Annotated in this window: 13 protein-coding genes; 7 read left to right on the top strand and 6 right to left on the bottom strand. The window is 61.2% G+C overall.

Annotated elements, in window-relative coordinates; translation table 11 throughout:
- The first annotated feature begins 126 nt into the window (after positions 1 to 126).
- Complete coding sequence (locus tag QU481_RS01875) at positions 127 to 453, top strand: helix-hairpin-helix domain-containing protein (RefSeq protein ID WP_289828171.1); 327 nt, start codon at positions 127 to 129, stop codon at positions 451 to 453.
- A 401-nt stretch (positions 454 to 854) separates the two neighbouring features.
- On the opposite strand, the gene QU481_RS01870 is transcribed toward QU481_RS01875, so the two are convergent.
- A complete protein-coding gene (locus tag QU481_RS01870; protein WP_289828170.1) occupies positions 855 to 2,642 on the bottom strand; it encodes a SulP family inorganic anion transporter in 1,788 nt (595 codons plus the stop codon).
- 767 nt (positions 2,643 to 3,409) lie between these two features.
- Here QU481_RS01870 and QU481_RS01865 point away from each other — a divergent pair.
- The 3 genes from QU481_RS01865 to QU481_RS01855 all read left to right on the top strand — a co-directional run bounded on the left by QU481_RS01865 (position 3,410) and on the right by QU481_RS01855 (position 8,007).
- Positions 3,410 to 4,138, top strand: a complete 729-nt coding sequence (locus tag QU481_RS01865; RefSeq protein WP_289828169.1) for a pseudouridine synthase — start codon at positions 3,410 to 3,412, stop codon at positions 4,136 to 4,138.
- A 127-nt stretch (positions 4,139 to 4,265) separates the two neighbouring features.
- Complete coding sequence (locus tag QU481_RS01860; protein ID WP_289828168.1) at positions 4,266 to 5,234, top strand: alpha/beta fold hydrolase; 969 nt, start codon at positions 4,266 to 4,268, stop codon at positions 5,232 to 5,234.
- A gap of 268 nt (positions 5,235 to 5,502) precedes the next feature.
- On the top strand, positions 5,503 to 8,007 hold the full coding sequence (locus QU481_RS01855; protein ID WP_289828167.1) for a diguanylate cyclase domain-containing protein: 2,505 nt from the start codon (positions 5,503 to 5,505) through the stop codon (positions 8,005 to 8,007).
- A 165-nt stretch (positions 8,008 to 8,172) separates the two neighbouring features.
- Here QU481_RS01855 and QU481_RS01850 read toward each other — a convergent pair whose 3' ends face one another.
- The 5 genes from QU481_RS01850 to ptsP form a co-directional block, all read right to left on the bottom strand.
- Positions 8,173 to 9,432 carry a cation:proton antiporter domain-containing protein gene (locus QU481_RS01850; RefSeq protein ID WP_289828166.1) on the bottom strand — a complete coding sequence of 420 codons (1,260 nt, stop codon included), beginning with the start codon at positions 9,430 to 9,432 and terminating at the stop codon, positions 8,173 to 8,175.
- 343 nt (positions 9,433 to 9,775) lie between these two features.
- Positions 9,776 to 10,603: an HAD family hydrolase gene (locus QU481_RS01845; protein WP_289828165.1), complete on the bottom strand. Its 828-nt coding sequence runs from the start codon at positions 10,601 to 10,603 to the stop codon at positions 9,776 to 9,778.
- A 55-nt stretch (positions 10,604 to 10,658) separates the two neighbouring features.
- A complete protein-coding gene (locus QU481_RS01840; protein ID WP_289828164.1) occupies positions 10,659 to 12,383 on the bottom strand; it encodes a PTS fructose transporter subunit IIBC in 1,725 nt (574 codons plus the stop codon).
- Between the two features lie 53 nt (positions 12,384 to 12,436).
- Entirely contained in the window at positions 12,437 to 13,387 is a 951-nt protein-coding gene (gene pfkB, locus QU481_RS01835) for a 1-phosphofructokinase (protein WP_289828163.1), read from the bottom strand.
- Positions 13,384 to 15,891, bottom strand: coding sequence for a phosphoenolpyruvate--protein phosphotransferase (ptsP, locus tag QU481_RS01830; protein ID WP_289828162.1), 2,508 nt, complete (start codon positions 15,889 to 15,891; stop codon positions 13,384 to 13,386). Before ptsP ends, pfkB begins: the two co-directional genes overlap by 4 nt.
- A 239-nt stretch (positions 15,892 to 16,130) precedes the next feature.
- Between ptsP and QU481_RS01825 the strand changes: the two genes are divergently transcribed.
- From QU481_RS01825 to QU481_RS01815, 3 genes are all read left to right on the top strand, one after another.
- A complete protein-coding gene (locus tag QU481_RS01825; RefSeq protein WP_289828161.1) occupies positions 16,131 to 17,123 on the top strand; it encodes a LacI family DNA-binding transcriptional regulator in 993 nt (330 codons plus the stop codon).
- Between the two features lie 521 nt (positions 17,124 to 17,644).
- The gene (locus QU481_RS01820; RefSeq protein ID WP_289828160.1) at positions 17,645 to 19,198 is read left to right on the top strand and encodes an efflux transporter outer membrane subunit; all 1,554 of its coding nucleotides are present in this window, start codon (positions 17,645 to 17,647) and stop codon (positions 19,196 to 19,198) included.
- Positions 19,198 to 20,331 carry an efflux RND transporter periplasmic adaptor subunit gene (locus tag QU481_RS01815; RefSeq protein ID WP_289828159.1) on the top strand — a complete coding sequence of 378 codons (1,134 nt, stop codon included), beginning with the start codon at positions 19,198 to 19,200 and terminating at the stop codon, positions 20,329 to 20,331. Before QU481_RS01820 ends, QU481_RS01815 begins: the two co-directional genes overlap by 1 nt.
- The last annotated feature ends 3 nt before the right edge of the window (positions 20,332 to 20,334 follow it).

The raw sequence follows: 20,334 nt of genomic DNA, 5'->3' as shown, positions 1-20,334 counted from the left end.
AGCATGTTGAGCGTCATTTCAACGCAGGATCACCCTAGTGCAGCAGATCGTGAACAGGTTCTAACGGCACCTTGCTTGGCCGGGCAGTGCTTCGGTCAAGTAGACCATGTAAAGCAGGAGGCGATCATGCACCCTTCTCGTTGTCCTTCACCTGGCGACGCCCACCAATTGCTCGATTTACCCAACGTCGGCCCGCACAGCGCCGACGACCTGATCCAGCTAGGCATCACCGAGCCGCAGCAGTTGGCCGGTCGAGACCCTTTTCAGCTTTATCAGGAGCTCTGTCGCATCACTGGTCAGCGTCAGGACCCGTGCGTGCTCGACGTGCTGATCTCGGCAGTACGCTATATCGATGGCGAAGGTGCCAAATCGTGGTGGACGTATACCGCCGAACGAAAGGCGCTGTTAACTGGTGCCGAGTTGTTCGGTCAACCTCCGGCCAAGGCGTCCTGATTTGAGAGGAGACTTCGTCGCGCTGGGTGTTGCGTCCAAGGCAGTCTCATCATGAAATGCCTGTTCTGTCTGCCTCTATGGCAGATCATTGGCATGGTCGGAATTCCGCTACGTAATTGCGCAGTGTGGGACTAGCCGGCACCAGAATGCTGCAGTTGTCGCATCGAAAAAAGACGCCGCAGGTCAAGATTCCTTAGCGGCTGCCATCGTTGCAGTCTGGTGGGGCCAGAACGCGTTGCTCAAGTTGCAGGAGGAAGCGGGTGGTGGCAAAGGGCTTAGAGCGTCAGGTGGCGTAGTTACAGGTCTTTGCCGTTATCTTGAACCGCTTCAGCTAGCTGGGCCGCCGCCGGATGGTGGCGAACTCTGTATCTGGGGAAAGGGGAAGTTCGACCTATCCAAGCTTATGTAACAGAGCCGCCCGGCAACGTGCCAGAGGGCTTTCCCGACGGTGGTGAGGTACTTGTTTTCTCCGCACCCGTGAACTCGTCGATCACATCGGCCACCGTAATGCGGCGCCCCAGGTGGCCAATCAGCTCTTCGAACCCCTCTGCCCGCAGGATGTCCCGCACGGCCGCATGGGCGTCGACGACTCGCAAGCTGATGGCTATTGCCTTTAGCTCCGCATGCAGCGTCGCGAGCATGCGGGTTCCGGCCAGATCGACGATGGGCGAGGTCGACAGATCGCAGATCACGAGCTTGAGCGTTTCCGGGTTCGCACGGATCTTCTCCCATACCGTGGCGTGCACGTGTTCGGTGTTGAAGTAGAGCAGCGACGCCTCCACGCGGAACATCAGAACGCCTGGAGTGACTTCGTTGTCGGGGTTGCGTTCGATGTCCGAGAACCGACGCGTGCCGGGAATACGTCCAAGAATGGCGACGTGCGGGCGGGCCGCACGCGTGATCAGCAGCAACATTGAGACGATCATCGCGAGGATCACGCCTTTCAGGATGCCAAGTAGCAGCACACCAGCAAACGCCACCATGGAGACGAAGAACTCATAGCGGCTGACTTGCCATACGTGGTGCAATTCACGAACGTCGATCAGCCCCTTCACGGCGACCAGCACGATCGCAGCGAGTACCACGCTCGGCAGATTGCTCAGCAGATCAGTCAGGAACATCAGGCACAGACCGATCGTGATCGACGCGAACACCAGGGAAAGCGGCGTCTTCGCCCCCGCCTTGTCGTTAACGGAGGACTGCGAGAGACCACCCGCTACGGGGTAGGCCTGGAATAGGCTGGCTGCAAGATTGGCGGCGCCCAGCCCGAGCAGCTCCTGACGTGAATCGATTTCATAGCCGTTCGCCCGTGCAATCGCGCGCGCGGCTGACACGCTTTCGACATAGGACAGCAGCAGACAGGCAAATGCGAGCGGGATGACGCCGTCGACGTCTCGCGGACGCAGACCCGGCAAATGAAACTCGGGCAGCCCGCGTGGCAAATTGCCGACGACCTTGAAACCCATGTCGCGCAACGGTGTGAAGGACAGCAGGATGATCGACACCACCACTACCAGTAGCGCGACCGGCCTTCCTGGCAGGAGCTTTTCCCCTAGCAGCAGGAGCACCAGTGCGGTAAGTCCAAAAGCGAGCACCGCGTAATGGGTATCAGGAAGCTGGCCGGCGAGGACGACGACGCGCTCGAAGAACTGTTCGCCACCTCCCTTGGTGCCGAACAGCTTGGGTAGTTGTGTGAGGGCAATCGTGAGCGCGGCACCCGCCTTGAAGCCGAGCAGGATAGTTTCGCTGATGAAGTTGACAAGCGAACTCAGGCGCAGAATCCAGGCCACCACGCACATGCCCGCGATGAGCATCGCGGTCAGGGCCGCGATCGCGGCAAAATGTGCCAGGTCGCCGCCGGCCATGTCGGCGACTGTCACGCCGACAAGCATCGAGATGGCCGACGTGGGGCCGATTGCGAGCTGGCGCGAAGAACCAAACAAAGCGTAAGCCAAACCGCCGGCCAAATAGCAATAGATGCCATATTGCGGCGGCAGCCCTGCGAGCGTTGCGTAGGCCAGCGACACCGGTATGCCATAGGCTGCGAGGGTCACGCCGGCGATCACATCGTGTCTAAGCCAGCGGAGCTGGTACGTAGCTAGCCATTGCACGGGAGGAAAGATGGCGCGCCAACCGGTGACCGGCGCGGTCTTCGCGACTTCACTGGCTGGGCGGGGTTCTTCAGTCACGGTAAGGCCTCGATTCGGGGAGTCAGCTCAACGTCGGATCACGCCGATACCAATATTCCTTTTTCAGGGTAGCCAGCAGATGGTTCAACAGACATTAGATTTTGGTCCGTGAAGGGAGGGATTTCCAGAACACGAAGCGTTAGTGCGCTGCGCAATTGCTCGAATCGTTTCTGACTTCTGCTTACATTAGGCGCCGTCCAGAGCGGCTCATCATGGTCATGACGATGGTCCAGCTAATCGGCAAACCAGGTTCGAGCCGTGAGGCTTCGACAAGCGCATAGGATGATACGCTCTTGAAGCACCTTGATTCGCTGAACTGTTTTTGCTTGAAAATATTTAGTTTTATCTGGAAATTCGTATTTGACCCGCAAATGGTCGGTTTTGCGGGGTGCCCGACAAAATATGACAATTTATAAGTGTTAGTACGTATATAACGCCAATGGCACTTGGGCTAGGATTAGTGCGCGCCCTCTAACAGGGGTGGTCCACCTTAGGGAGTGGGCCCTGATATGTTGAGATTTCGTCGTTTTCCTGTTTATCGCACTTCGGTGCGATCTCGACTGTTTGGCATCCTCTCGATCTAATTCGCGGCTAGCTCCTCCGGCTAGCCGTCTTTTTTTGTCTGCTCCCGGCGCGACGCAACGACGTGGCTTGCGTTAAAATGGCGAGAAGAGGCGCTGCTAGTCGGTTGCTGCCTCGCCTGATTCAAGAAACATTGCAGCCTGGGGCGGCTTGTGCCGCCCCTTGCCATTTGGGAGCACCGCAGTATGGAACCAGTCCGCCTGTCTAAACGCCTTGCCGAGCTCGGCCTGTGTTCGCGCCGTGAAGCGGACGCGTACATCGAGAAGGGCTGGGTTACTGTAGACGGCCAAGTGGCGGTGCTCGGGCAGAAGGTGGTGCCGGGGCAGCGCATCGAACTGGACAGCCGTGCAAAACGCAGTCAGTCCGAACGGGTTACCATCCTGATCAACAAGCCGGTCGGCTATGTCTCTGGCCAGGCGGAAAAGGGCTATCAGCCTGCAGCGGTGTTGGTTACACCGCAGAATCAATGGCGAGGCGATGATAGCCGAACCCGCTTTTCGCCCGAGCACCTGAAGGGGTTGGCGCCGGCCGGGCGGCTCGATATCGACTCGGTGGGCCTGTTGGTGCTGACTCAGGATGGCCGCGTCGCCAAGACCATCATCGGCGAGAACTCAGAGGTGGAAAAGGAGTATCTGGTGCGGGTGAGTGGCAGCCTGAGCGACGCTGGATTGAAGCTGCTCAATCACGGTCTGGAGCTTGATGGTCAACCGCTGTTGCCGGCAAAGGTATGGTGGCAGAACGAAGATCAGCTGCGCTTTATCCTGCGCGAGGGCAAGAAGCGCCAGATCCGCCGCATGTGCGAATTGGTCGGCCTGAAAGTGGTGGGTCTCAAGCGCGTCCGTATCGGCAAGGTGATGCTGGGCGACTTGCCGCAAGGCAAGTGGCGCTACCTGAAGCCGAACGAACGCTTCTAAACAACATTACATTCCCTCTAGAGCGACGGCCCCATTGCGGGCCGTTATGCTTTTCACGCTGCTGTCGGCCCCGATGAAACCCCGCTAAGATTGAGTTAGCCTGATTGCAATGCGGAGGGGGCGGTCAATGAAAACCACGGTCAAATATGTCAGCGCCCTGGTCGCGACCGCTCTGGTGGCCGGTGGGGGGGCGGCGGCTTTTGCCCCGGTTACAGCGTACACCTGGTGGACCGAGCTGCTGGTGCGGGCTGCCGGTTTTGCGTCGAAGACGTTGGAATTGCCGGATGGCCAGCTCAGTTACCGTCAGGCTGGGCGCGGCCCTGCGGTGCTGTTGATCCATGGCTTCGGTGCCAACGGCGTGGTCAGCTGGCGCGCGCAAATGACCAGGCTGGCCAAGACACACAGGGTGATCGTGCCCGATCTGCTCTGGTTCGGCGAGAGCCAGTCGCAGCGTGCGCCGACACTGTCGGCGCAGACCGATGCGATGGAGAGTTTGATCGACCATCTCGATATCGGCAGCGTAGCGCTGGTGGGTGTGTCGTACGGTGGTTTCGTTGCCATGGAGCTGGCGCATCGCCTGGCGCAACGGGTCAGTTCGATGGTGATCATCAATTCGCCAGGCACCGTCTATCGACAGTCCGACCTCGACAGTCTGCTGGCCCGCGCCAGCGTTAGCTCCGCCGAAGCGCTGTTCATCCCCGAGCAGCCGACCGATATCGCCCGCTTGCTACGCATGACGTTAGCCGAACAGCCACCAATTCCCATACCGACGTCGGTGCTAGAGGAGATGCGCAATCAGTATTACGTTGGGCGCGAAGATGCGTTGCGCCTCTTGATGCGTGATCTGATCGACGGACGTGAGTATTACCAGGCGCGGATGAGCGGTGCCAGTTGGCCGCGTACCGAGCTGATCTGGGGCGATCACGACCAGATTTTCCCATTGCCGATTGGCCTGCGGTTGGGAGAGGCGATCGGAGCGCCCGTACGAGTGGTGCCGGGGGCCGGCCATAACCTGCCGGTGGAAAAACCGAAGGAAACCACCGCCTTACTCTCCAGCATCCTGAAGCCCTTGACCAACGGACTCCACTCACGGTGATGACTGCACACGGTTGTTGCGCCGTGGCTCCTTTTTGACGATTTCACTCCGCCGCTGTCGTCCGCATGGACAGGCTCTTACGTCGGTTACTTGCGCTGTGTCATAAAGGTGGGCAGGACTATGTCATGCGGCGTGGGTGCTGTGTTAGGCTTGGCTTGATCATTCCAGTGTGGAGGCACGAAGCGAACAGTCGTTTTTGACAAACTGCTTCCGTAACTGCACATTGCGCTCCCATCCGTCATTTTGATTCGAGCCTAGATTAAGCCAGATGCAGTCATTAGCAGAGCGGGTCATCGACCGTTTCACTTTGCCAGCAAGGCAAGCGTTCGGCGCCAGTTCGGTGTGGCCGATGTGGTTGGTCACATTAGTGCTCATTGTCGCTTATGCCGGAACGGGCAAGTTGTGCCTGTTGCTGGCGATCTCTCCCGGCTATGCCTCGGCGATCTTTCCGCCTGCTGGCGTTGCAGTCGGTGCGGCATTCATCATAGGATGGCGGGCCTACCCGGGGGTGTTCCTCGGTTCGACGCTGCTCAATCTTTGGGTCAGCTACGCCGAAGGGGGGCATCACGATGTCACTGGTCTGCTGGCCGCCCTGTTGATCGCACTGTCGTCCACTGTCCAGGCCGCCGCGGGGGGATGGGCCCTGCGCAAAGCCATTACCTATCCGGCGGCGTTCGACAATATTCGCGATGTTGCGCGCTTCCAGCTGTTGTCGCCGTTTATCTGCTTGATCAGCGCCACGCTGTCGGTCGCCAGCCTAACCGCTCTTGGCATCATTGCGCCGCCCCGGTTTGGCATGCACTGGCTCATATGGTGGGTCGGCGACACGCTCGGAGTGCTCGTTATCCTTCCCCTGACGCTGGTGGTGGCTGGCGAGCCGCGGGCCCTGTGGCGCCGGCGCGCCATCACCCTGGCTATGCCGATGGCCCTGGCGTTCTCGCTACTGGTGGTGCTGTACGTCAATATCAGCCGATGGGAGCATAACGACTCCCTGGTCGAATTCAGGCTGCAGTCCCAACGGCTCGCGGACAATGTCCAGTCTCGACTGGACGAACAGGAGGCGCTGCTAGAACAGATTGAGCGTCTGTTCGCGAATGAAGACGATGTTTCTCCCGACACTTTCTACCATTTCACCCGGAAAGCCCTGCAGCGTTTTCCAATGGTCCAGGCGATCGAGTGGGCGCCACGTATCACTGCGGCGGAGCGTAACGCTTTCGAGACCGCGCAGCGTCGGCGCATTCCCGGCTACCAGATCCGTGAGCGCGATGCACAGGGTGGCCTGCAGCGAGCTGGAGAGCGTGACTATTACTATCCAGTCAGCTACCTGGAGCCTTTGACGGGTAACCGACAGGCTGCTGGGTTCGACCTGGCTTCTTCACTGTCGCGCCGCACCGCCATTGTCGAAACGGAGCGAAAGGGCAGCATCTTGGCGTCAGCGCCGGTGCGGTTGGTCCAGGGGGGAGTAGGCGAGCAGTCCGGCTTTCTGCTCCTACAGAGCGTCACGACCCGTAGCGGTCAGCAGGGGTTGGTGCTCAGCGTCATCAAGGTAAACAGTTTCATGGCGAAACTGCTGACGGCCAATATGGATCAATTGTTCGTGCGGATGGTGGACATCGGCGCTCGGCAGACGGTGTATGACAGTTTTCCGGCGACCAAGCCACCTGTGTTGCTCAGTCAGATGCTCGAACTGGGAGGGCGCCACTACCGGCTCGAAACCGCGCCGAGTCCTGCCTATCGGGCTCGTCACTCAGGCTGGCAAAGCTGGGTGGTGCTGGCTGCGGGCACCCTTGGCACCGGCTTGCTCGGTGCGTTGCTGATGCTGGGGACCGGCCACACGGCGCGCGTGGAATTGAAGGTTGAACAGCGTACGGCCGAATTGCGCGAGAGCGAGGCCCGCGTGCGCGAAATCACTGCGGCGTTGGGTGAAGGGGTGTATGTCATCGATCGGCATGGTCGAATCGTGTTTTCTAATCCGGAGGCGCATCGCTTACTGGGTTGGAGTGAGCGGGAGCTGCAGAACAGTGATGCACACGCCTTGTTCCACCACCGGCGGGCGGACAGCGCGCAGCTGTCCGCCGATGCCTGCGCGATGATGTCTGTGTTGTGGACCCAGCAGGTTTATCGGGGCGAGGAGGTGTTCTGGCGGCAGGACGGCCGTTCGCTGCCGGTAGAGGTCTGTGCCAGCCCGATTGTCCGGGGTGGGCAGAGTGAGGGGGCCGTCATTGTCTTCCGGGACATTTCCGAAAGAAAGGCTTTGGAAGGCAAGCTTCGGCGCCAAGCCTTCTACGACGCCCTGACTGAGCTACCCAACCGTCGCTATTTCATGGATTGCCTGCAGCAGGCCATTTTGCGAGCACAACGTAGCCAGCAGTCTGGGGCGGTGTTGTACATGGATATGGATGGTTTCAAGCAGATCAATGATGCATTCGGCCACGAAGCCGGTGACCAGGTGTTGCGGCAGTTTGCTCTGCGGCTGCAGGAATCCGTGCGCAAGATCGACAGTGTTGCGCGCCTTGGGGGGGATGAATTCACCATCATCCTTGAAGGGCTCGCCGATCCTTCCACGGATGCACGGGAGGTGGCCCGCAAAGTCATCGACAACCTTTCCCGGCCGGTGCTGATCGCCCAGCAGAATGTGCGCATGTCCACCAGCATTGGCATTGCCGTCTTCGGTTCATCGCCGGACGAGAGTCCCGACTCGGTCCTGTCGCGAGCGGACATGGCGATGTATCGGGCCAAGCAGTCGGGCAAGGATGGGGTGGCCTATAGCTGACGGGGGCGGCCGAAGCATCCTGAGTGTATTGGGTCAACTCGGGAGACCGAATGGGGAGCTTGAAGAGCGGGATGGGCGAGGGCGGTGAATCAGTAAGTGGACTGTCTCTAGAGCCAGGGACATTCCCGATTCTCGTGCCGAGGTGCAATTATTAGGCATTGCGGCTCAAACCCTTTTGGTCTCTTCTACGTCGGGACTTGTCGCTTCATGCTCTGGCGCACTGTTGTCCAATGGCGAGATGGCTTTGGCGTAACGGTTGATCCCAGGGAGCGCGGTAAGCCCGTGAGCGAAAATGCTGAGTAGCACTGTCGCCATGGTGGCGAGTTTGATGGTTGATTCTTGGGACAAGTGTGCCTCCTCTTCGAGATAGACAAGGCCAAGAACGATGGAAGCCAGCCCCCTCGGACCGAACCAGCCCATGAACAGTACAGTTGGTCGGCTGAGTCGAGTGCCTCGTAATGCAATTGCCACCGGGATGATCCGAACCAACGTCAGACTCAATACGCCATAGGCCACGATGACAAAACTGAATTGCGTCCAAGCCCGGGCGACAAGCATGCCAAAGAGAAAGAAGACGAAGAAGTTAAATAGTTGTCCCCACTCCTCGGTAAACTCGATGCTGTGTTTGGCAACATCCCTGAACCCCACTTGTATTGAAAGCCCTGCGACAAATGCGGCGATGAACATGCTTGCGCCGCTTACTTTTGAAGCCAGCTCACAAGCGAGTGCCAGCGCTACCACGCCGAGTTGTCCAAGGGGTTCTGCCATCCACTCCTTGCTGGCTGCAAGGCCGAGCAGCCAGCCTCCCGCAATCCCGATGCCGAGCCCAATCAGCACTCCATAACCAAGCTGCTCGATGAGAAAGCCTGAGAGCACTGCGCCGCCCGATCTTTCTTCGCTGGCAACTGCCAATGCGATGAAGAACATGAGAAAAGGCACCGAGAGCCCGTCGTTTAGTCCAGCCTCAACATTCAACGCCTGACGGATTCGCTGTGGCACATGCGGACTGCTCACGATCACCTGGCCGAGCCCCGCGTCGGTTGGGGCCAGAATCGAGGACAGGATGCCCGCTTCCTGCCAAGTGAGCTCTCCGAAAACCAGCATGGCACACAGGGTGCCAAGTAGGATGGTGAGAAGCATGCCCGTGCTCAACAGGCGAATGGGTAGATTGGCGTGGCCTTTCAACAAATTAGGACTAACGCGGGATGCGTCGGTAAAAAGTGTCATGACGAGCCCCAGTTCGGCAATCAGCAGCAAGCTTTTTAGGTCGAGCGCCAGTTCGTTCAGGGCTTCCGTTGAAATTGCCATGAGCGCAGCGCCAGCCGAGGTGAAGAGGATGGGGGCGGTCACCACTGTTCGCTCCAGCCGTCGTGAGACTAGGCTGTAGAGAAAGACAAGAGAAATGAATGCCGCGATGATGGCCATACGTCATATCTCCATCTTTGTAGATTGAGCTTGCGACGCACAAAGACTCACGGGTTAATTATCGTGTCAGGAGATGAATTTGGCTGAGGCTTATTAGTAGTAGGGCAGGTCGCCGCGATAGGCTGTTTTCATATTGCCCATGTAACTTATGAGCGGCCCACTGGATTTTGCGAAGCGCTTGCACAGCCTAGCCGGCCAACCTCGGTATTGACCGACTGGCAGTGATTCGGATCGACAGGCTAGGCTGAGGTCCCTGTATTCTTGATGGGTCGCTTTGGGGGGCAGACTTTCTCTTTCCTGCTCCGATCCCCGCCCAGGCTTGCCCCAGGCAGGGGTTTTCGTTTTACTCGGCTGATAGATGACGAGCCGGCGGTGGTTCGGTTAGGCCAAGCGCTTGCCGGACCTGCCACGCCACGCCGGCGTCGCCGTGATACCCGGCTTCTGCCGTATCCGGCAACAAGGCGGTAAGGCGCGGGCTGGCGTTGGCCATCCGGTACGGATGACCAACGGCCTGCAGCATTTCATAGTCGTTGAGTCCGTCCCCGAATGCCGCGCAGTCTTCGAGCGCAATGCCGAGCGCCTCCGCGAGCCGGCGCAGCGCCTGCCCCTTGCTCACACCAAGCGCCATCACTTCCAGATAGTCGGGTTGCGAATAGGTCAATGACACTTGTCCGGCAAAGCGCTCGGCGATGGCGTGCTCGATTTCGGTCAATCGGGCCGGCGGTGCGGTATACATGATCTTAGCCACTCCTTCGCCGTGGTGCCGCGACAGGTGCTCGTCCACTTCCCCTAATTCCGCCACCCGACGCGGATGATCGTAGCCCTGGTTTATGCAGCGCAGTGCCCCGCTGTCCAGATAGAGGCTGAGCAGCGTGCCCTGCGCAAATTCGGGTTGGATCAGTGAGCGTACCAGCGGTGCCGGTACGTCGGCCGCATAAAGCAGCGTGCCGTCGTGCGCATGCACGCGCGCGCCATTCGATGTGATCAGGTGGAATGGCAGGTCGAGCCCGGCAGTCAGTCGGTACACGTCGAGCTGGTGGCGGCCGGTGGCGATGATCAGGTGGATGTTACGCTCCGCAGCCGCGCGTAGCGTATCGGCGGTGAACGGGTTGATGGAGTGCCTGGTATCGAGCAGGGTACCGTCCAGGTCGGAGGCGATCGCAGCGTACATGGGAGTCCTCAGAAAGAACCACGGCGCCTGTGGGCGCCGTGGGGAAAAAGGGATATCAGTTCTGCGCAGGCTTCTTCAGCACCCGCAGCAGCAGCGCCGTCAGAACCGTGCCGGCCACCAGCGCGCCGACGTAGCCGGTGAGATGTGTGACCGCATTCGGGATCGGCAGTACGAACACGCCGCCGTGCGGCACCTTCAACTCGGCGCCAATCACCATCGAGATCGCGCCGGTCAGCGCGGCACCGGCTACCAATGCCGGGATCACCCGGAACGGGTCACGTGCGGCGAATGGGATCGCGCCTTCACTGATGAAAGACAGGCCCAGTACCGCGGCGGCGTTGCCAGCCTCGCGTTCGTCGAAGGTGAATCGGTCGGCGAACAGTTTGGTCGCGAGCGCGATGCCCAGCGGCGGAACCATCCCGGCGGCCATTGTTGCGGCCATCGGGGTATAGACCTGGCTCGCGATCAGGCCGGTACTGAATGCATACGCCGCCTTGTTGACCGGGCCACCCATGTCGAACGCCATCATCGCACCGAGCAAGGCGCCGAGCACCAGCGCGCTGCTGCCCTGCATGCTCTTGAGCCACTCGGTCAATGCGGCCAGCACCGCCGCCACCGGTGAGCCGACCACATAGATCATCAGCAAGCCAACCAGCAAGGAACCCAATACCGGCAGGATCAGCACCGGCTTGAGACCGTCGAGGTTGCGGCCGAGCTTGATGTGGCGGTTCAGCCAGTCGGTGCCATAACCGGCGATGAAGCCCGCGGCGATGCCGCCAAGGAAGCCCGAACCCAGGCTCGCCGCCAGCATGCCGCCGACCATGCCCGGCGCGATGCCGGGGCGGTTGGCGACCGAGTACGAGATGTAGCCGGCCAGGATCGGCACCATCAGTGCGAACGCCGACTTGGCGCCGATCTGGAACAGCGACCAGGCGAGCGTGCCCTTGTGTGCGTCGTCGAACGCGTAGATGCCGCCCAGCGCAAATGCCAGTGCGATCAGGATGCCGCCGGCAGTGACGAAGGGCAGCATGAACGACACGCCGGTCATCAGGTGCTGGTATGGCCCAGTACGCTTGCTGCTCGATTCGGCGGGTTCGGAAGCGGCCTTGACATCGGTCGAAGCGGTCGCATGTGGCTGAGCCTCGGCGGCTGCGCGGTGCAGCAGGCCCTCACCATCGTTGATCGCCGCCTTGGTGCCGCTCTTGTAGAGCCGTTTGCCGACGAAGCGCGTCAGATCCACCTGGGTGTCGGCAGCGATCACCACCAGGTCGGCGCTGGCGATCTCGTCGGCGGTCAGTGTGTCCTGCGCGCCGACCGAGCCCTGGGTCTCGACGCGGATGCTGTGCCCGAGCGCATTGGCTGCCTGGGTCAGTCCTTCGGCCGCCATGAAGGTGTGGGCGATGCCGGTCGGGCATGAGGTGATCGCGACGATGCTGAGCGCTTTGTCGTCTGCCTTGCCAACCGGTGCCGCGCTCCCTGCCAGTGCGTCGAGCGCGTGGCGGATCACTGCTTCCGCATCGCGCAGCACCGCGTCGAGCGTGACCTCCAAATGGGTGCGACCGGTGAAGCGTTCGTCGGCCTTAGCGCTGCCGACCAGGAGCACTGCGTCGGCATCGGCGATGCTCGTGGGGGGTAGTGGTTTCTGCACGCCTTCGGCAGTGTGAATTTCCAGCTCCAGGCGGTGGCTGAGCCGCGCCGCACTCTGGCGCAGCGCTTCGCCGGCCAGCATCGATTGGGTGTTGCGATCGCCCGCGGCGATCACGGCCAATAGGTTTGCCATGAGTCTCCTCCTTGCTATGTCGGTGCCGTTCGTATGGAAGGCGGCCTTGTTATTTAGAGTTTCTGGATCGTTACCGTTTCGCCCAGATTGATCACCTCGGTTGCGTCCGGCAGGTGCGGGCCGATGCGACCGAGTTTGGCCGCGGCAAACGCCACCGCGCGTCGGGCGATGCCCTCGGCGTCGGCACCGGAACGCCAGGCGCTGATCAGGCCGGCGACCAGTGCGTCGCCGGCACCGACCGTGCTGACCGCGTTGATCACCGGCAAGCTGGCGAGCAGCGCACTCTTGCCGTCGACGAACAGCGCTCCATCCTCGCCGAGCGAGACCGCCACCTTTTCGATGCCACGCTGTTGCAATTCGAACGCTGCCGACACGACGTCGTCGAGCGTCGGTAGTGGCCGGCCGGCCCACTGTTCCAGCTCGTGACGGTTCGGCTTGATGCACGCCGGCAGCGCCTCGCGCGGAGCGGCAAGCGCGGCGACCAGCGGTGCGCCGCTAGTATCGAGCAGTACCCTTGCGCCGAACTGGTTCAGCCGCGCGATCACGCGGGCGTGGCTGTCGGCCGGCAGGCCGGCCGGCAGGCTGCCGGCCAGCACCACGTCGCGGCCGAGTTCGGTCAAGTCGCCTAGCCGCTCCATCAGCCGGTCCAGATCCTCCTCGTCGACATCGAGTCCAGGCAGGTTGATGTCGGTTGTCTCGTTGCGGCAGGTATCGGCGATCTTGATGTTGACGCGGGTACTACCAGGCACGCGCAGGAAGCGGTCGAGAATGCCCTTGGCTTCAAACAGCGTCTCGAACGGCTCGCTGTTGCTCTTTCCTAGCAAGCCTGTCGCGAGCACCGGCGTGCCCCAGTCGGCGAGGCAACTGGCAACGTTCACGCCCTTGCCGCCAGCGTTGCTGGTGACCGACTTCGCCAGGTTGACGCTGCCCGGATACAGGCCGTCCAGCGTGACGGTCTGGTCGATCGCGGGGTTCAGCGTGACGGTGATGACCGGGCCGCTCATGCCAGCTCTCCTTCCAGCGCACGCACTGCTTCGGCGCTATCGCAGTCGAGTGCGCGGGCGGCCAGATCGACGAGCGAGCTCTGGCTGCTCGAGCGTAACCGCGCCTTCACCGCCGCGACATCGCGCGGGCTCATCGACAGCTCGGACACGCCCAGGCCCACCAGCAAGGCAGCGCCGAACGGGTCACCGGCCAAGCCGCCGCACACGCCGACCCAGCGCTGGTGCAGCGCCGCGCCGTTGACAGTCTGCTGGATCAGCCGCAGCACTGCTGGGTGCAAGCTGTCCGCTTCGGCGGCCAGTTCCGGGTGCTGGCGGTCGATTGCCAGCACGTATTGGGTCAGGTCGTTGGTGCCGATCGAGAAGAAGTCAACATGTTCGGCCAGCCTGTCGGCCAGCGCTGCGACCGCCGGCACCTCGACCATGATGCCCAGCGCCACCGACGGCGCATCGAGCTCGGCACGGATCCGTTCACAGATCGCGCGCAGTGTGATCACCTCCTTCAGAGAGGTGATCATCGGGAACATGATCGACAGCGGGTGGCCCGATTTGGCCGCGCGGTACAGCGCGCGCAACTGCGGCTCCAACAGGTCTGGACGGCGCAAGAGCAGCCGCGCGCCACGCACACCGAGGAAGGGGTTCTCCTCATGCGGCAGGTTCAGGTGCGGCACCTGTTTGTCGCCGCCGATGTCGAGCGTGCGCACGATTAGCGGTCGGCCGCCCAACGCCTCTAGCATGCCTTGGTAAACCTCGAACTGCTCCTCCTCATCCGGCGCGTGGTCGCGCTCGAGGAACAAGAACTCGGTGCGCATCAGCCCGACGCCCTCGGCGCCGTCGGCAAGCGCGGCTGCTACCTGGTCCGGGCGGTTGACGTTGGCGGCGATCTCGATCACGTGGCCGTCGCGGGTCTGCGCCGGCAGCGCGCGCTCAGCCGCCTCACGCTCCTTGCGGTGGTTCTGCGTCGCTACCCAGTCGCGCGCCGCGCCGATGTCGGCCTCGGACGGGTTGAGGTACAGCCGTCCGGTCTGGCCATCCAGGATGGCCGGAGTACCGTCGGCGATGTCGAGCAATGCGGCCCCGCCGGCTACCATCGCCGGCAGGCCCAGCGTGCGGGCCAGAATGGCGGTGTGCGAGGTCGGCCCGCCCTGTGCGGTGGCCAGGCCGATGACTTTCGAGGTGTCGAGCGCGGCGGTGTCGGACGGGGACAGGTCGGTCGCGATCAGAATGCAGTTGTCACTTGGCAGTTCGTTCAGCGAAGTGAAGCGCAATGTTGGCTCTATCTGGCCGAGTACGCGCCGGCCAACATCGCGCAGGTCGGCGGCACGGGCCGCCAGGAGCGGGTTGCCCAGCGCCGCCAGCCGGTCGGCGAGACGACCCACCGCTTGGTGCCACGACCAGGCTACACCGTGCCCCTCGACCATCAACTGGCAGGTCAAAGTCAGTAGGTCGGTGTCGTTGAGCAGTTCCGCATGAGCCTTAAAGATCGCCGCCTCGGTTTTGCTGAGCCGTCGTGCGGTGTCGTCAGCCAACGTCCTCAGTTCGGCGCGGGTCGCAGCCAGTGCCGCGTCGAGGCGGTCGCCGCCCTCACTGAGTGTCTGTGGATGGTCGGATACGTTGACCTCGCCCTGACTCAGCACATGCACGCGGCCGATCGTCAGGCCCGGGCTCGCCGCGATGCCGGCGAGCGCCAGTGGCTGACCGGGCGGCACCCAGCCCTGTTGGGCGGCGTGCGCCTGCGCCTTCTGCGCGGCCAGCGCCGCCTCGGTCTGTTCCTGCGCCGACAGCCGGCGCATCACATCCTGCAGCTTGGCGAGCGCCGCTGTTGCGTCACCACCTTCGGCCGACACGGTCAGCATGTCGCCATGTACGAGGCCCAGCTGCAGGAGAGAAATCAGGTTCTTCGCGTCGGCCGTTTCGCTGCCGTGGCGTAGCTGGATATGCGCAGCGAACTGTCGGGCGGTCTCGACCCATTGCGTAGCCGGGCGGGCGTGCAGACCGTTCGGGTAGTCGAGCATCCACTCGAAACGCTCCGCGTAGTCGTCACGGGACATGCCGTCGACCACTGCAGAGGCCGCGCCGTCGGTTAGCGCGGCGATCAGTTCGCCAGCGTGGTCGGTCGCGAACAGGCTGGTGAGCCTCACCTCGTCCTGCAGTAGTCGAGTCAGACGGCGCAGCAGCACGATGTGCTCGTCCGACTGCGCGGCGATCGCGAACACCAGCCGGGTCTCCTGCCCCGGGTTCCACTCCAAACCGGCGGGAATCTGTACCACGGCAATGCCGGTCTGGTGGATCAGGTGGCGGTCGGCCGCCATGCCGTGCGGGATCGCCACGCCGTGTCCGAGGAAGGTATTCGCGAGCGACTCGCGCCGCAGCAGGCTGTCGACATAGCCGGGCTCGATACAGCCGGCGGCGACGAGCAATTCGCCGGCTTCACGGATCGCGCTGTCCTTGTCTGCTGCACGGCTTTGCAGGCGGATCAGTTCGGGGCGGATCAGGTCTTGGGTCATGGTGCGGCGGTCTCCTCGATTGGTATCGATTTCTTCTTTGTCAGCTTGGCCTTTGCTTGTGTTTTGCACGGCATACTGATGCTTGCTTGCAATTCCATTGAAATCGATACCACAACGAATGTCAACAAACCATCGGATCAATGGTGATTGAAGGGTAGTAGAAGGGATGGGAAAAATGCTTGTAACCTTGCTGTGTGTAGTACACGATTGTGATGTGGAAGTATGGGAACGATTGCAGGATGACGATTCAAATTAAGGATGTGGCCAGAGTTGCAGGGGTATCCCCGTCAACTGTATCGAGAGTGCTCGGGAATGGGCCGGTCAGTGCGGAGGTAAGGAAGAAGGTTGAGGCTGCGATTAAAGCAACGGGTTATCGCCCCAACCTGGCGGCCCGACGGCTACGCTCGCAGCACTCGCAAACCATTGGCCTGGTCGTGTCAGATATCCGCAACCCCTTCTTCACTGCGGTCAGTCGCGCAGTGGAGGATGCGGCTTATAAAGCAGGGATGCGGGTGATTCTGTGCAATACGGATGAGGACGCTGGCAAGGAGGCTATGTATCTGAGCCTGATGCAGGAGGAGAGGGTCACGGGTTTGATCTTTGCTCCTACAAGGGAGACGGCTGAGACACTGGACTCGAACAAGCTAGGCTTTCCCGTTGTCCTTATTGACCGAGCCGGCCCTCCCGGTCGCAATGATGCTGTAGTCCTGGACAACGCCCAAGCATCGGAAATTTTGGTTGAGCATTTGCTATCTCAGGGGTGTCGGCATATCGGTGGTGTATTCGGCAACACGAGTACCACAGGGGTAGAGCGTCATGCCGGTTTTGTTGCGGCTCTTGAAAGGCGGGGATTGCCGGCTCCAGCCCGCTTCATCGCTCCAAGTCTCGATGCCGCTGAAAGTGCAATACGACAATGGCTTGTTGAGCCTGACAGGCCGGAGGCGCTTATTGCAAGCAATGGGTTGTTGCTGATGGGGGCGCTGAAGGCTGCTCGGCAGGCCAAAATTGAAGTCCCTCGAGACCTATTGCTCGCTGGTTTTGACAACGATGACTGGACTGACATCATTGGGTCGGGGATGACGGTGCTGGAGCAGCCGGTCTATGAGATTGGAAGAACAGCCATGGCAATGCTGATGGCGCGCTTAGAGAGCCCGGAGCTGCTTCCTCGCAAGATAGTTTTGTCTGGTCGATTGGTGGTGCGAGGCTCTACGATTGCCGGTGTTGCTACGTGATGCTGGGTTCCTTGGCGGTGAAAGGAATTGACCTGTGTGCCCAGCGCCCGCCGGACAGTGCAGCCAGCAGATCGTTCGCCGCTGGCAGTTGTCATTTCCTAAGCCCATGAAGTTGTCCATCAACTGCAGATCGTCTGTCATGTCCCAGCTCCAGAGACGCCCAGTCCCGCCAGTAGAGCGGGTGGCGGTCTTTGATGTCTTTGAAGGCTGCAATCATTGCCCTACGAGTCAAATAGATTCTCAGCTCGTGCTGCTCAAGTCATGCGTGAGTCCCTGATGGTGTCGCCGTTATAGGGTGGTACTGGCTTCGCTCCACCCTTGGTGATGTTGTGCCCAGTGCCTAGGGGGCCGTCTCTGCGCACAACAGGGTCATTGGTCAGTCCCGCGAAATTGGAATAGGCTTCACATACGCATGGATGCCTGATGAGATCGCTCACTCATCATGCCATGCGTAGGCATTACTGGATGGCGTAACGACACGGTAACCGACCTCAACCACGCGTGTGACGAGGAGGCGGACAATGGTCGACGACTTGCGGCATGTCATTCTCAGAGCATGCTGGCCACGATCGCCGGGTGTGATAAACCTCACTGCCCTGATGCTCATCGTCTCGATGCTGACGGGCTGTGCCGTCGGCCCGGATTACCACCCACCTGCACCGCCGGCCGGCGACCGTTTTACTTCCGCGCCCATGCCAAGTGAAACCGCTGTCTCACCGGGCGACGCGGGCGCGGCCCAGCATTTTGTCCTGGGTCAGGATATTCCCGGCGAATGGTGGTCGCTCTTTCATTGCGCCCCTCTCAACGCGCTGATGCGCGACGCACTGGCCAATAGTCCCAACCTTGCTGCTGCATGGGCGGCGTTGCGACAGGCTAAAGAGGACGTCAATGCCGAGGTGGGCAATGCGCTCTATCCCCATGTTGATGCCAACCTCGGGGTGAGCCGCTCGAAAGCCGCGGGGCTTGCCTTCGGGCAGGAGGATTTGAGCCCGCTCACTCTCTACAACGCTTCCGTCAGCGTTTCGTACTCGTTCGACCTGTTCGGCGGAGCCCGACGTGAACTTGAGGCGCTGCGCGCCCAGGTTGACTATCAGCGCTTCCAATTGGAGGCGGTTTACTTGGCGCTGACGGCCAATCTTGTCACCGCAAGTGTCAGGGAGGCATCGCTGCGTGCCCAGATCGAAGCCACCGAACAGGTCGCCAGCTACCAGCAAGCCCAGTTGGATCTGGTAATGCGTCAGTTCGAGCTAGGCGGCGCGAGTCGCCCTGCGGTGCTGGCACAACGCTCGCTACTGGCTCAGACGCGGGCCAGTCTGCCGGCATTGCGCCAATCGCTGGACCAGGTGCGTCACCAGATGGCTGTGTTGGCGGGTAAGCCGCCCAGCGATGCGTCCTTGCCGCAATTCAAGCTGTCGGACTTTTCGCTGCCGCGAACGTTGCCGGTTAGCCTGCCATCCACGCTGGTGCGGCAGCGTCCCGATATCCTGGCGGCCGATGCATTGTTGCACCAAGCCAGCGCCAAGGTCGGCGTGGCCACTGCCGCCATGTACCCGCAATTGACGCTGACAGGTAGTTACGGCGGCGAGGCGTTGACACCTGCTGGTGTGTTCAAGCCGGCCAGCTCGATCTGGAGTCTCGGCACCAACCTGTTGCAACCGCTTTTTCACGGCGGTCAGTTGAGTGCGCAGAAACGGGCTGCCGTGGCCGCGTATGACCAGGCTGCGGCCCAGTACCGCGAGACCGTGTTGCTGGCTTTCCAGAACGTGGCCGATACCTTGCGCGCGCTCGATGCCGATGCCCATGCACTGACTGCGCAATCGGATGCATGGTTGTCTGCGCGGGATACGCTGGCGCTCAGTCAACAGCAATACCGTCTTGGTGCACTGAGCTATCTCGCACTACTCGATGCGCAGCGCCAATACCAACAGAGCACCGTCAATCTAGTGCAGGCACAGGCGGCACGTTATGCCGATACGGCGGCACTGTTCCAGGCACTCGGAGGGGGGTGGTGGACTGCTCCTCAGTCGCCCGAGGCAAAGGCCGGTAAGCCCGAGGCGCCGATGGGGAGTCCGTGATGAAAAAACGCATGGTGATCATGCTGGTCTGTGTCGGGGTACTGCTGGCGTTGTTGGTCGGCTTCAATGCGTTCAAGGCGCAGATGATGAAGAAATTCATGGCGAGCAATGCCGCACCGCCTGCCACTGTCAGCGCGGTCACGGTTTCTTACCAGGTCTGGCAGCCGCAACTGATGGCGGTAGGCAGCTTGCGTGCCGTGCGCGGCGTCGATGTGACCACCGAGATTGCCGGCCTGGTACGCGAGGTTCGCTTCAAGTCGGGGGATGCAGCCAAGGCCGGTCAATTGCTGGTGCAGCTTAACGCCGATTCGGATATCGCTCAGTTGCACGCCTCGCAGGCCGCTGCAGAGCTGGCTCGTACCGTCTATATGCGCGACAAGGCCCAGTATGAGATTCAGGCCATTGCCAAGGCCCAGCTCGATGCCGATGCCGCCGACTTGAAAAGCAAGGATGCCCTGGTGGCTCAACAGGCCGCCATCGTCGCGAAAAAAGCCATTCGGGCGCCGTTCGCCGGACAGCTGGGCATCACCACGGTCAATCCCGGCCAGTATTTGAACCCCGGCGATGCGATCGTGACCTTGCAGGCCATCAACCCTGTCTATGTTGATTTCTATCTGCCGCAACAACAGATCGGCCAGCTTGCCGTAGGTCTGGCGGTGATGGTGGAGAGCAGTTCGTTCAGTGGCAGGGTCTTTACCGGCAAGATCACCTCGATCAACCCCAAGGTCGATACCGCGACACGCAATGTGCAGGTGGAAGCCAGCATAGACAACCGTGAGGGCAGACTGTTGCCCGGCATGTATGCCAACGTGAAGATCGATGTCGGCTCGTCGCGGCAACACCTGACTTTGCCGCAAACGGCCATCACCTACAATCCGTACGGTGCGACGGTCTTTATCGTCAAGCCGGGTTCCAAGCCAAACGCGCAGGGCAAGGTGCTGCCCGAGGCGCAGCAGGTCTTCGTCACACCCGGTGCTACGCGAGGCGACCAAGTGGCCATCGAGCGAGGTCTGACGGCGGGCATGCAAGTGGTCACCAGTGGCCAGCTCAAGCTCAAGAACGGCACTCCGCTGGTGATCAACAATCAGGTGCAGCCGGCGGCCTCGCCGAACCCGATGCCGCAGGAACAGTGAGGG

Source organism: Crenobacter oryzisoli, from assembly GCF_030385785.1.
Classification (GTDB): domain Bacteria; phylum Pseudomonadota; class Gammaproteobacteria; order Burkholderiales; family Chromobacteriaceae; genus Crenobacter_A; species Crenobacter_A oryzisoli.
Note: the sequence above shows the minus strand (reverse complement) of the source record. Positions and strands in the feature narration are given on the sequence as shown.